Annotated in this window: 10 protein-coding genes; 4 read left to right on the forward strand and 6 right to left on the reverse strand. The window is 68.8% G+C overall.

Annotation, left to right across the window (positions count from 1 at the left end; genetic code table 11):
• Window positions 1-430 precede the first annotated feature (430 nt).
• Window positions 431-1,831 (forward strand): dihydrolipoyl dehydrogenase, encoded by a 1,401-nt coding sequence (lpdA, locus tag ABI214_RS18720; RefSeq protein ID WP_348604012.1) that lies wholly within the window; start codon window positions 431-433, stop codon window positions 1,829-1,831.
• A gap of 19 nt (window positions 1,832-1,850) precedes the next feature.
• Here lpdA and ABI214_RS18725 read toward each other — a convergent pair whose 3' ends face one another.
• Complete coding sequence (locus ABI214_RS18725; protein ID WP_348604013.1) at window positions 1,851-2,717, reverse strand: alpha/beta hydrolase; 867 nt, start codon at window positions 2,715-2,717, stop codon at window positions 1,851-1,853.
• A gap of 42 nt (window positions 2,718-2,759) precedes the next feature.
• Complete coding sequence (locus ABI214_RS18730; RefSeq protein ID WP_408587160.1) at window positions 2,760-3,221, reverse strand: winged helix-turn-helix transcriptional regulator; 462 nt, start codon at window positions 3,219-3,221, stop codon at window positions 2,760-2,762.
• A 46-nt stretch (window positions 3,222-3,267) separates the two neighbouring features.
• On the opposite strand from ABI214_RS18730, the gene ABI214_RS18735 reads away from it, so the two are divergent.
• Complete coding sequence (locus tag ABI214_RS18735) at window positions 3,268-4,125, forward strand: SDR family oxidoreductase (protein ID WP_348604015.1); 858 nt, start codon at window positions 3,268-3,270, stop codon at window positions 4,123-4,125.
• Window positions 4,126-4,400: 275 nt separating this feature from the next.
• On the opposite strand, the gene ABI214_RS18740 is transcribed toward ABI214_RS18735, so the two are convergent.
• Window positions 4,401-5,063, reverse strand: coding sequence for a GTP pyrophosphokinase (locus ABI214_RS18740; RefSeq protein WP_348611760.1), 663 nt, complete (start codon window positions 5,061-5,063; stop codon window positions 4,401-4,403).
• Between the two features lie 66 nt (window positions 5,064-5,129).
• The gene (locus ABI214_RS18745; RefSeq protein WP_348611763.1) at window positions 5,130-5,699 is read right to left on the reverse strand and encodes a carboxymuconolactone decarboxylase family protein; all 570 of its coding nucleotides are present in this window, start codon (window positions 5,697-5,699) and stop codon (window positions 5,130-5,132) included.
• Window positions 5,700-5,886: 187 nt separating this feature from the next.
• On the opposite strand from ABI214_RS18745, the gene ABI214_RS18750 reads away from it, so the two are divergent.
• A complete protein-coding gene (locus tag ABI214_RS18750; protein WP_348604016.1) occupies window positions 5,887-6,624 on the forward strand; it encodes a TetR/AcrR family transcriptional regulator in 738 nt (245 codons plus the stop codon).
• 132 nt (window positions 6,625-6,756) lie between these two features.
• Window positions 6,757-8,403, forward strand: a complete 1,647-nt coding sequence (locus ABI214_RS18755; protein ID WP_348604017.1) for a class I adenylate-forming enzyme family protein — start codon at window positions 6,757-6,759, stop codon at window positions 8,401-8,403.
• Here ABI214_RS18755 and uca read toward each other — a convergent pair.
• Both uca and urtE read right to left on the reverse strand, forming a co-directional pair.
• The gene (gene uca, locus ABI214_RS18760; protein WP_348604018.1) at window positions 8,393-11,992 is read right to left on the reverse strand and encodes an urea carboxylase; all 3,600 of its coding nucleotides are present in this window, start codon (window positions 11,990-11,992) and stop codon (window positions 8,393-8,395) included. The two genes, ABI214_RS18755 and uca, sit on opposite strands and share 11 nt — an antisense overlap.
• A gap of 40 nt (window positions 11,993-12,032) precedes the next feature.
• Window positions 12,033-12,725 (reverse strand): urea ABC transporter ATP-binding subunit UrtE, encoded by a 693-nt coding sequence (gene urtE / locus ABI214_RS18765; protein ID WP_348604019.1) that lies wholly within the window; start codon window positions 12,723-12,725, stop codon window positions 12,033-12,035.
• Between the last annotated feature and the right edge of the window lie 2 nt (window positions 12,726-12,727).

Raw genomic sequence — 12,727 nt, forward strand, 5'->3', positions numbered from 1 at the left:
CAATGAACAACGACATCCTGGGCCTCATCCAGATCCTCATCGGCTCGCTCATCAACTTCGGTTCGACCAACGAGCTCTCCTGACTCTGAGGTTTCAGGCGAACTAAGAAAGGCGACTGCTATGAATGCGAACGTCATCGACGCCGGCTCATTGACCGGGGCTGCAGCGGGTTCCATGTCGAGCGTGCTCGACCTTCTCCTCAGCCTCAGTCGGGGCAGCGTCTTCGGCGGAAGCACCATCGGAGACGTTGGGAGCTCGATCTCGTTCAGCTAAGCATTAAGCAATCGCACCTGGACCCCAGTCGCACTGCGGCTGGGGTCACAGGTGTGTGCAGGGGGTGCCGCAGTACGTCGCGACGGCGCCTTGACCTTACTTTCGAGTAGGGACCAACCCGGGACACGAAATCGCGGCGGGACTAGGCTAGGCGCTCGTGACCTCACACTATGACGTCGTTGTCCTCGGAGCCGGTCCCGGTGGGTACGTCGCTGCTATCCGCGCGGCACAGCTGGGCCTCAAGACCGCCATCATCGAAGAGAAGTACTGGGGCGGTGTCTGCCTGAACGTGGGCTGCATCCCCTCGAAGGCGCTTCTCCGCAATGCCGAACTGGCACACATCTTCCACAAGGAGGCCAAGGCGTTCGGCATGTCGGGAGACGTGTCGTTCGACTTCGGCGCAGCCTTCGACCGCAGCCGCAAGGTGGCAGACGGTCGCGTCAAGGGCGTGCACTTCCTCATGAAGAAGAACAAGATCACCGAGTACGACGGTCGGGGCACGTTCGTCGATGCCAAGACCATCTCCGTCGCGCTCAGCGCGGGTGGCACCGACACGGTGACCTTCGACAACGTCATCATCGCGACCGGTTCCGTGACCAAGCTGCTGCCGGGCACCTCGCTCAGCGAGAACGTCGTCACCTACGAGGAGCAGATCCTCACCCGTGACCTGCCGGGCTCGATCGTCATCGTCGGCGCCGGCGCCATCGGCATGGAGTTCGGCTACGTCCTCTCCAACTACGGTGTCGACGTCACCATCGTCGAGTTCCTCGACCGTGCGCTCCCCAACGAGGACGAGGACGTCTCGAAGGAGATCGCCAAGCACTACAAGAAGCTCGGCGTCAAGATCAAGACCGGTGCGGCCGTCCAGTCGATCGTGGACAACGATTCCGACGTCACCGTCACGATCAAGGACAACAAGTCCGGCGAGATCGAGACGGTCAACGTCGACAAGGTCATGCAGTCCGTCGGCTTCGCGCCGCGCGTCGAGGGCTACGGCCTCGAGAACACCGGCGTCCAGCTCGAGCGTGGCGCCATCGCGATCGACGAGCGCATGCGCACCAACGTCCCGGGCATCTACGCGATCGGTGACGTCACCGCCAAGCTGCAGCTCGCGCACGTCGCCGAGGCGCAGGGCGTCGTCGCCGCCGAGACCATCGGTGGCGCCGAGACCATGGAACTGGGCGACTACCGGATGATGCCGCGCGCCACGTTCTGCCAGCCGCAGGTCGCGAGCTTCGGCCTCACCGAGGCGCAGGCCAAGGCCGAGGGCTACGACGTCAAGGTCGCCACCTTCCCGTTTACCGCGAACGGCAAGGCCCACGGCCTGAACGACCCCAACGGCTTCGTCAAGCTGATCGCCGACAAGAAGTACGGCGAGCTGCTCGGCGGCCACCTCATCGGTCCGGACGTCTCGGAGCTGCTGCCCGAGCTGACCCTGGCCCAGAAGTGGGATCTCACGGTCAACGAGCTCGCGCGCAATGTCCACACGCACCCGACGCTCAGTGAGGCGCTGCAGGAGGCCATCCACGGTCTCGCCGGCCACATGATCAACTTCTGACGGTTCGCCGCCGGAAGAGCTAGTCCGCAAGAAGCCCGCACAGGATTGTGCGGGCTTTCTTGCCTTCCGGGATCGGGAGCAGCGGGTAGACGTGGATCATCTCGGGCTCCTCGTGGAGGTCGAGTGACACCCCGGCCGCGGATGCCAGCGGCCGGAAGCGGCGGGCGTCGACGTTGAGGATGTCGCGGGTGCCGGTGAACAGGGTGATCGGGCCGAGCCCGGTGAGATCGCCGTTGAGCGGGCTCACCCACGGGTGCTCCCGATCCAGCTCGCCGCGGTAGGCGTCCGCGGCCACCGTGAGGCTGTCCGGATGCTGCCACGGATCACGCGGGGCGATCTCGCGGATCTCCGGGTGCGACCCGGTCGCGTCGAGCCACGGCGAGATCAGCGCGGTGTGCGCTGGGGAGGTGATACCGCGATCGCGGAGCGCGAGCGCGACAGCCAGGGCCAGCCCGCCGCCCGCGGAGTCACCCGCGACCACCAGTGGTTCGCCGCGCGTCGCCAACCGTTCGGCGAGGTCGGCCGACGCCGCCACCAAGTGCGACGCCGTCCCGCGCGGCGCCACCGGATAGATCGGCACCGTCACCGCCGCACCCGCGGACGCCAACTGTCCCACCAACTTCCAGTGATGCCGGGTGATCTCCCGGATGTAGGCGCCGCCGTGCAGATACAGCACGCGCGACGACGGCGTCACCCCGCGCGGGGTCACCGTGAACACCGGCCAGCCCGCCATCGAAGTGGTGGCGGTGACGTCGAGTGTGCGCCTGAGCGACGCCGGCGGCGCGAACGACTTGGGCTTGGCCTGCAGCGCCGCGATCTCCCGGCGGATGTCGTCGGCGCTCGGTCGGCGTCGGCCCAGCAGTGCGATCGCCAACGGCATGGCCATACTGGTCAGGCTCGGCATCGGCCACCCCCGTCGTCGTCACGGTCAGCGTGCGTCGTACCGATTCTGGGCCGCGGCGATGTCCGGCATGCGTGATTCGAGCAGGTCGATCAGGCCGGCGAGACGTTCGGCGATCTCCTCGCCCAGCGGGGTGAGGCTGTACTCGACGTTCGGCGGGATGGTCTCGCGAACCTCCCGATGCACGAAGCCGTCGCGCTCGAGTTGCTGCAGCGTCTGCGCCAGCATCCGCTCGCTCACCCCGTCCACCCGTCGGCGCAGCGCACCGAACCGGTAAGGGCCCTCCGCCAGGGCGGCCATCGCGAGCGTGCCCCACCGTCCGGTGACGTTGAGCAGTGCGTCGCGGGAATGGCAGTCGCGCGCGAAGACGTCGGCCTCGAGCGTCGGGTCGTCGATGGGCTGGTCGGAGGTGCTCACGACGTCGAGGTTACTACCGTCCGAACGCGCAGCACTGACTACAGGGATTGCACTTACGAAAAATAAGTGCATTATGGAGGGCGAACGAAGAGTTGAAGGTTCAACACAGGGAGTTCTCATGACCATCGCAGTCACCGGCGCCACCGGACACCTCGGCCGTCTGGCCGTCGACGCCCTGGTGCGCCGCGGCGTACCCGCGTCCGACATCGTCGCCGTCGTCCGCAACCCCGAGAAGGCCGCCGACCTTGCGGACCAGGGTGTGCAGGTCCGCACCGCCGACTACGCCGACCGCGGCGCGCTCGAGACCGCGCTCGCCGGCGTGGACAAGCTGCTGCTCATCTCCGGCAGCGAGGTGGGAAGCCGCCTGCCCCAGCACACCAACATCATCGACGCCGCACAGGCCGCGGGCGTCGGGTTCATCGCGTACACGTCCATCCCGGACGCCCCGAACAACACGCTCCAGCTGGCGCAGGAGCACCAGGTCACCGAGCGTCTGCTCGCCGAGTCCGGCATCGACCACACGCTGCTCCGCAACGGCTGGTACTGGGAGAACTACACCAACGACCTCGCCGGCACCGCCGAGCGCGGCGTCCTCGTCGGCAGCGCCGGGGAGGGCAGGGTCGCGGGTGCCGCCCGCGCCGACTACGCCGAGGCGGCCGCCGCCGTCCTCACCTCCGCCGAGGACCAGGCGGGCAAGGTGTACGAACTGGGCGGCGACGAGCACGTGTCATATCCTGAACTGGCCCAGGCGATCTCGAACGTCACGGGCAAGCGCGTCGAGTACCGGAACCTGCCGGTCGAGGAGTACCAGGGCGTGCTCGAGTCCGTCGGCCTGCCCGCGCCGGTGGCCGCGGTCCTCGCCGACGCCGACGCCGGTGTCGCGACCGGCGTCCTCGACGTCACCAGCGGCGACCTGCAGCGGCTGATCGGACGCCCGTCTACCCCGCTCGAGACGGTGCTGCGCGCCGCGCTCTGACGCTCCCGCGAACAGCTGAAGGGTCCCTTCACGCGCTGGCAGCGCACGAAGGGACCCTTCAGCTTCCCGAGGGGGAGGGGGAGATCAGTGCATGCCGACCGCGCCCTCGGCGGGCATGTTGCCCTTTCTGACCGGACCAACCGACCCGACCGGACCGGGCGGGATCGCTGTCGAGCCTGCTGTCGGGGGTGATCACCGGCTCGCTCGGCGGACGCTGACGCCGTCACACCGCCGGACGGAGCGTATGCCCCGTCCGGCGGTGTCGTGCGAACGCCCTACTCAGGCAGTCGCATCCGTAACGCGTCGAGCAGTTGCGGCGGGAGGGTTACTTCGGCGCCGTCGTCGGGAAGTCCCGGCCGGGCCTTGATCTTCGCGAACTCGTCGTTGAGCCGCTCCATCTTCACGTCCAGCCGGTGCGCGGTCTCCGCGGCCTCGGTGAGTTCGGCCAGCAGTTCGGCCGGCACCTCCCGGTTGAACTTGTAATAGATCTTGTGCTCGAGGCTCGCCCAGAAATCCATTGCGATGGTGCGGATCTGGAGCTCGATCGGCACCCGCTGCACCCGGTCGCTCAGGTACACGGGCACCTCGACGATCAGGTGCAGGCTCTTGTAGCCGTTCGGTTTCGGGTTCGCGATGTAATCCTCGACCTCGCGTACCTCGATGTCCGGCTGGCTCGTGATCATCTCGGCGATGCGGTAGGTGTCGGAGATGAAGCTGCACGTGATCCGCACCCCGGCGATGTCGAGGATCTGCTCGCTGACGTCGTCGAGTGTGAGCGGACAGCCGATGCGGTGTGCCTTGCGGAGGATGCTCTCCGGTGACTTCAGCCGGGAGGCCACGTGCTCGATCGGGCTGTAGAGATTGATGTGCGTGAACTCGTCCTTGAGGATGTTCACCTTCGTCAGCAGCTGAGTGATTCCGAACCGGTACGACATCATGAAACGGGAGAAATCGGTTCGAAGTTGCTCGGGGTCCACGGCCTCCAGTGTGCCACCGCTTCCTGATCAGAAGTCGGATCGGATTCTCAGGGTCTCGATCGTGGTGGCCAGACCGTCGTACTGCGTGGCCAGCAGACAGAACTCCACCAGGCGACGTTCGTCGAGGTGCGCGGCCAGTGTCGACCACGTCACATCGTCGATGTCGTCGGTCCTGACCAGCTGGTCCGTCGCCGCCATCATGGCGCGGTGCCGCGGGCTCCAGTCGGGATGGTCGGGCCCGGTCAGCACGCGGTCGAGGATATGCGCAGTCACGCCGGCGCGGCGGCCGAGACGGACGTGGTGTTCCATCTCATACCGGCATTCCCGCAGGTGCGCGACGCGCAGGACGACCAGTTCGATCTCGAACCGGGACAGTTTGGTGCCTGGCAGCAACATCAGCACACCCGAGTAGTGCAGCCAGCCCCGGAACAGTCCACCGGTGCGGCCGAGGGTGCTGAACAGCTGTGCGTCCCTCGTGCGCGAACCGAGCGACAGCACCCGCCACGCAGCCCAGTTGATCGGACCGAGTTCCTTCAACCGCCCCGGCCTGATCCGCGGCGCGGTGCCGTCGCCGGTCTTCTCGTCGTGTGCGGCCAACTCGGACTCCACCCATCCGTTCGTTCCGGTCATCGAGACTGCCCCACCCTCGGTTACCGAGTGGTAGGAGGGACGCTAACATCGCCGGTCGGATCTGTCGGGGAAAGCGAGAGTCCGTGTAGCATCCCCACCTCTAGCAAGCGTTAGATTGGTTTCAGGACAGGCACGAGCAGGGGGAGGCCCCAAGGTGGCATCGACCCGGCGCGAAGAGATTCTGTTCCACGCCGCGAAGCTGTTCAGCGAAAAAGGCGTCGCGGGGACCACCGTGCGGGACATCGCCGACGAGGTCGGCATCCTCTCCGGCAGTCTCTATCACTACTTCGGGTCCAAGGATGCGATCGTCTGCGAGATCGTGCTCGCGTACGTCGACGACCTCAACGAGCGCTACGAGGCCGCGCTGGTTCCAGGGGAATCCGGCCGCGAACGCCTCGACCGCATGGTCACGGTCGCGTTCGACGCGGCCGTCGATCATCCCTTCGCGACCGAGATCTATCAGAACGAGTGTGCGCTCGGGGCTCAGTTCGGGGACGGGCGGATCGCGAACGCGGTGCGCCGCGCCAACGACTACTGGGCCGACGCGATCGACGGCGGCGTCGCATCGGGCGAGTTCCGCGGTGACCTCGATCCCCGGCAGTTCCACCGCATGCTCCGCGAGTCGGTGTGGTCCACCGTGCGCTTCAACCGCGCGACGCTCGCCGCCGACGCGGAACGCCTGCGCCACGACCTGATCGCCGTGTTCCTCGACGGCTGTGCGACCGGTGGGCGGGTGGCGTCGGCGCCGATCCCGGCGGCGTCGCCGTCCGGGTCGGGTCCGGCCGACGAAAGCGCCGTTGCCGTCGACGTTTCGGAGATCGCCGAGTTGCGCCGTGACGTCCGCGAACTCAAGGAGGCGATCCGCGAACTGCGCGCGCTCCGCGGCGGCTGATAGGCGCGGCCGACGGGCCGGGCGCCGGCGTTGACTTGGTGTGTGACCGGGGGCATACTCTGGCCCGGACGCAGTCAGTCAAGCAATTGCTTGATTGACCGCGAGTCGGACGGTGCGAGACAGGAGTCGGTTGTGGGGATCGGAAGCAGCGCCGCGGCGGGGGCACTCGACATCGCAGTGGGCGACTTCAGCACCGCACCCGAGAAGTTCACCGACCTGAGCGTCAGCGAGATGGTGCGTCACTGGGCACTCACCACACCTGACCGGATCGCGTTCATCACCCCCGACGCCCGCATCTCGTGGGCGAGTTACGACGCGGCCGCCGACCGCATCGCTTCCGCGCTCGCGACGCTCGGTGGGGCCGAACCCGATCCTGTCGCGGTGTACCTGCCCGACACGATGATCTTCCATGCCGCGCTGTGCGCCGCATACCGTACCGGGCGGATTGCGGTTGGCATCGGATCACGCTCGGGCGTCAAGGAAGTGGCGCACCTGAGCACGCGTGCCGGGTGCCGGACGCTGATCACCGCACGGACGCTGCGAGGCCAGGACACCGCGGTCCTCGTCGCCGAGCTGCGCGAGCGCACCGGCGGCCCCGATCACGTGATCTACGTGGACGACCTCGGCTCCGTCGAGGTCGAGGACGCTGCCGGTGACCTGGTGCAGATCACCGATCGGTGCTTCGACGCGACCAGCCCTCGGTTCGGTATCGACGACGTGTCGATGCTCAACTCGACGTCCGGAACCACCGGACTGCCGAAGCTGGTCACACAGACCGAGCGGCGCTGGATCGGCTTCTCGGAGGTGGCCGTTTGCGCCGGGAAGATCACCGGCGACGACGTGTTCTTCGGCGCGGTACCGGCTCCGTTCGGCTTCGGGCTGTGGACCGCGCACTTCCTGCCCGCGTTCCTCGGAATCCCCGTCGTGGTGTTCGAGCGGTTCGACGTCGACACCATGATCGACCTGCTCGAGCGTGAGCGGGTGACCGTACTGAACTGTGTCAGTACGCAGTTCAAGATGCTGCTGCGGTCGGAGCGGGCCCGCACGGCCGATCTGACCGCGCTGCGGGCGATGTTCACCGGCGGCGAGGCGGTGCCGTACTCGGAGGCGCTCGCGTTCGAGCAGCGCACCGGTGCCGCGGTGCTGCAGTTCTACGGCTCCAACGAGACCGGCGCGGTGAGCGTCACCACCGTCGACGACGACCCGGACACGCGACTGCGCACGTGCGGGCATCTCCTGGACGACATGCGGGTGCGGGTGTTCGACGACAGCGGTGCCGAAGTCGTCGGCGACGAGCGCCGCGGACAGCCCGGGGTGAACGGTCCGCTCATGTGTCGGGGCTACTGGGACGACCCCGAGGCCGACGCCGAGTTGTACACCGACGACGGCTGGATGCTGCTGGGCGACATCGTCGAGGTCGACGCCGCCGGACGGGTCCGCGTCGTGGGGCGCAAGGCGGACATCATCATTCGCGGCGGCAAGAACATCTCCGCGGTCGAGGTGGAGGAGTTCGTACGTACGCACCCGGCCGTCACCCTCGCCGCCGTGGTCGGCGTCCACGACGAACTGTTCGGCGAGAAGGTGTGCGCCGTGGTCGTGACCACCGACGGCGGCGAGCTCACCGCGCCCGAGTTGTCGGCGTGGCTCACCGCGCAGGGCGTCACCCGCGAGTACATACCCGAGCGCGTCCTGACCGTCGATGAGCTCCCCTTGGCGCCGGGCGGGAAGGTCGCCAAGGGGTCGGTCAAGGCGCTCGCCGAGGAACGCCTCAGCCGATGACGGCCAACGGGGTCCCGGGCGCTACCTTGGCGCCCGGCTCCGCGAGGACCTGCAGCACTGTCCCCGAACCGGGGCAGGGGACCGGCATCTCGAGCTTCATCGCTTCCAGGATCACCGCCGGCTCCCCGGCCGAGACCTGCTGTCCGGGTTCGAGTTCCACCCGCCACACGTTGCCGACCATGGGTGCCTCGACCACCACTGCGCCCGGCGGGACGTCCAGGGCCGAGGGTTGGACCGCGAGGGTCGGCGCGGTCTCGGTGCGGTCGAATTCGCCGGCAGCGTGCCACGCCTGCTTCTCCGCCTCGAACGCCGCGGTCTGCCGCGCCTCGAACGCCGCGATCGAGTCGGCGTACTCGGCGAGGAACCGTAAGTGGTCGGCGAGTGCGAACGTGCCCTCGCCGATCTCGACGTCGAGGCGGCCCGCGCGGGACTCCGCCCGCGCCTCCTCGAGCTGCTCGGGGGTCACAGGCTCCCACACGATCCGGTCGAAGAAGCGGAACAGCCACGGCTTACCGGTCTCGAACGGCGGTCGCTGCCGGTAGCCCGACCAGATCGGCACCGTTCGCCCCACCAGTTGGTAGCCGCCGGGCGACTCCATGCCGTACACGCACAGGTACTTGCCGCCGATGCCCACCGCGTCCGACGGCGTCCACGTGCGGGCCGGGTTGTACTTGGTGGTGACCAGTCGGTGCCGTGGATCGAGCGGAACCGCGAGCGGAGCACCGAGATACACGTCGCCCAGTCCCAGGACGAGGTATTCCGCGTCGAACACGGTGTCGCGGACGTCGTCGACGCTGCCCAGTCCGTTGATGCGGCGGATGAACTCGGTGTTCGACGGCAGCCATGGCGCGGTGTCGCGCACGCCGCTGCGATACCGGTCGAGGGCATCGGCGATCGACGGGTCGTCGAACGACAGCGGCAGCCGGATCGTTCGGCTGGGGACCACCAGGTCGTGCGTGGCGGGCAGGTCCTGCTCGAGTTCCTGCAGCAACCCGAGCAGTCGCCGCTGGGGCAGGACCTCGGGGTCGAAGTGCAGGTGCAGCGACCGCACGCCGGGGGTGACGTCCACCAGCCCCGACACCTTCAGCTGCGTCAACGCCTCCGACAGGGCGTGCACCCGCATCCGCAGGCCCAGATCGAGCGCCATCGGCCCGTACTCGACGAGGATGTTGTCGTCGCCGCCGCGCAGGTACGCCACCGCCGGGCGGTCGTCGGCGGCGTCGATGCGGCCCAGCGCGCCACCGTCACCGCGCGAGACCCGCACCGCCGGAACGTCCTTCGCGCGGTCGGCGTCGGACCGGCGCAGCGTGTCGCCGTCGGCGTCGGGCACGGGGACGAAGCGGACCGCGTCACCGGGCCGGATCTGCCCCATCTTCCAGCGGTGCGCGCTCACCACCGTCAGCGGGCACGCGAAGCCGCCCAGACTCGGGCCGTCCGGGCCCAGCAGGATCGGGGTGTCGCCCGAGACGTTCAGCGCGCCCACGCTGTACGGGTTGTCGTGCAGGTTCGACGGGTGCAGTCCGGCCTCGCCGCCGTCCGGACGCGACCACGTCGGCTTCGGCCCGTCGAGTCGGATGCCTGTGCGGTTGGCGTGGCTCGCCGTGGTCCACGTGGTGTCGTAGAACTGTGTCATGTCGGCGTCGGTGAAGTACGACGGCGCCGGTTGCGGGCCCTCCGCGACCGCGAGATGCCACGTGTGAGTGAACTCGGGGCGGGCGTCGGCGGGGACGGGCGCCGGATCGGCCTGCGCCTCGGTCTCCGCCGGCATTCCGAGCACGTCGCCGGTCGCGACGGCCTTGCCGGTGACGCCGCCGAACCCACCGAGCGTGAACGTCGAAGCGCTGCCGTGGAACAGGGGAACGTCCAGGCCGCCGCGCACCGCGAGATACGTGCGCAGCCCGGCGTCGGCGGGGGAACCGATGTCGAGGACCGAGCCCGCGGCCACCTCGATCGGCTCCCACATCGGTGCGGCGAGACCGTCGACGGTCACGGGGACGTCGGCACCGGTTACGCACACCACCGCGAGCGTCGAGAACTCCAGCCGCGGACCCTGCAGCGTGCACTCGAGTCCGGGCGCGCCGACGGGATTGCCGACCGCCGTGTTGGCGAGCCGGAACGACAGGTCGTCCATCGGCCCGGACGGGGGAATGCCGACCTCCCACAGTCCGATCCGGCCCGGCAGGTCCTGCACCGTCGTCATCGTGCCGGCCCGCAGCACGTCGATCCGCGGTCCGGTGGCCGGGATGTCGGCGAGCGACGACGTCGTGTGCTCGGTGAGTGGTTGTGCGCAGATGTGCCGTAGCTGAGGAAGATTGGTCTGCACACCGTAGAGATGGGTGTCGGCCAGCGCCCCGCCCAGTCTCGCCAGCGCCTCCTCCCGGGTCGCGCCGCGGGTGACGATCTTCGCGAGCATCGGATCGTAGTGCGCGCTCACCTCGGTGCCGGTGTCCACCCACGTCTCCACTCGCGCGTCGGGCGGGAACTGCACGGCGGTGAGGGTGCCGGCGCTGGGCCGGTAGTCCCGGCCCGGATCCTCCGCGTACACGCGTGCCTCGACGGCGTGCCCGGTGATCGCGGGGCCCGAGTCGGGCAGGCCGTCGAGCATCGACGCGTCCCCGCCGGCCAGTCGCAGCATCCATGCCACCAGGTCGACGCCGGTGACCTCCTCGGTCACCGGGTGCTCCACCTGCAGGCGGGTGTTCATCTCGAGGAACGACGCCTCCGCGCGGTCCACGTCGTACACGAACTCGACGGTGCCCGCCGACCGGTAGTCCACCGACGACGACAGACTCCGTGAAGCGGCGAGCAACTGCTCGACGACCGCGTCGGGGAGTCCGGCCGCCGGCGCCTCCTCGACCACCTTCTGGTTACGACGCTGCAACGAGCAGTCACGGGTCCCGAGGCTGACGGTGCGGCCGGTCCCGTCACCGAACACCTGCACCTCGATGTGGCGGGCGCGGGCCACGAAGCGCTCCAGGAACACCCCGGACGACGAGAAGTTGGCCGCCGCCAACCGCTGCACCGTCTCGTACGCTGCGCGCAGCGCGGCCGGAGTGAAGCACGCCTGCATGCCGATGCCGCCACCGCCACCGACGGCCTTGAGCATCACCGGATATCCGATGCGCTCGGCCTCGCCCAGCGACTCCTCGACCGACGTCAGCAGGCCGCTGCCGGGGACCAGCGGCACGCCTACCGCCCGCGCGGCCTCACGCGCGGTGTGCTTGTTGCCGAACACCCGCAACTGCTCCGGGGTGGGGCCGACGAAGACGATCCGCGCCTGCTCGGTGGCGGTCGCGAATTCGGCGTTCTCGGAAAGAAATCCGTATCCCGGGTGGATCGCTCCGGCACCGGTCGCGAGCGCGGCCTCGATGACCATGTCGGTGCGCAGGTACGACTCGGCCGCCGGGGCCGGGCCCAGGCGGACGGCTGCGTCGGCCATCTCGACGTGCATGGCCGACGCGTCCGCGTCGGAGTACACCGCGACCGTCTTGAGGCCGAGCGCGCGGGCGGACCGCATGATGCGGCAGGCGATCTCGCCGCGATTGGCGACGAGGAGGGTGTCGAAAGCAAAGTCGAAAGCGGGGGACACGGGGGTTCTCCTTCGATGGGAGGGTGTGTCGGACGTCCGGTCAGATGGTGAGGGCGGTGCGCACGACGGACTCGGCGTCCGGGCCTCCGGCACCACTCGACGTGACGCGGCCGGATTCGAGGACGTAGTAGCGCTGCGCGGACTGCAGGGCGAACCCGATGTGTTGCTCGACGAGGAGGACTCCGAGGTTGCCGCGTCGGGTGAGTTCGACGATCGTGGATTCGATCTCGGCGACCACCGACGGCTGGATGCCCTCGGTCGGCTCGTCGAGCACGAGGACGCGCGGCTCGGTGATCAGGGCCCGCGCGATCGCCAGCTGCTGACGCTGACCACCGGACAGCAGTCCCGCGCGGCGGTCGAGCAGCGACTCGAGCGCCGGGAACAGCGCGAGTTGCTCGTCGACGAGGGCCTTGCCGCGTCGGCGTCCGTCGGCAACCACCTGCAGGTTCTCGAGGCACGTGAGTTGCCCGAACGACTGCTGTCCCTGCGGGACGTACGCGAGACCGCGGGCGACGCGGGCGCTGGGGCGCAGTCCCGTGACATCCTCGCCGTCGAGCCGGATCGTGCCGGACGTCGTCTTCGCGAGCCCGACCGCGGCCCGCAGCAGTGTCGTCTTGCCGGCGCCGTTGTGTCCCATGACCGCGGCGACGCCTTCGTCGGGCACCACGACCGAGGCGCCGTGGATGATCTCGGTGCGGCCGTACCCGGTGCGGATGTCGATGAGTTCCAGCATGA

It is taken from the genome of Prescottella soli (genome assembly GCF_040024445.1).
GTDB classification, from domain to species: Bacteria; Actinomycetota; Actinomycetes; order Mycobacteriales; family Mycobacteriaceae; genus Prescottella; species Prescottella soli.

Excerpts from the sequence above, each read along its gene's own strand:
- urtE (WP_348604019.1), bottom strand. The coding sequence starts at position 12,725 with ATGCTGGAACTCATCGACATCCGCACCGGGTACGGCCGCACCGAGATC.
- ABI214_RS18735 (WP_348604015.1), top strand. The coding sequence starts at position 3,268 with ATGACCATCGCAGTCACCGGCGCCACCGGACACCTCGGCCGTCTGGCC.
- ABI214_RS18740 (WP_348611760.1), bottom strand. The coding sequence starts at position 5,063 with ATGATGTCGTACCGGTTCGGAATCACTCAGCTGCTGACGAAGGTGAAC.
- ABI214_RS18730 (WP_408587160.1), bottom strand. The coding sequence starts at position 3,221 with ATGCACTTATTTTTCGTAAGTGCAATCCCTGTAGTCAGTGCTGCGCGT.
- ABI214_RS18725 (WP_348604013.1), bottom strand. The coding sequence starts at position 2,717 with ATGGCCATGCCGTTGGCGATCGCACTGCTGGGCCGACGCCGACCGAGC.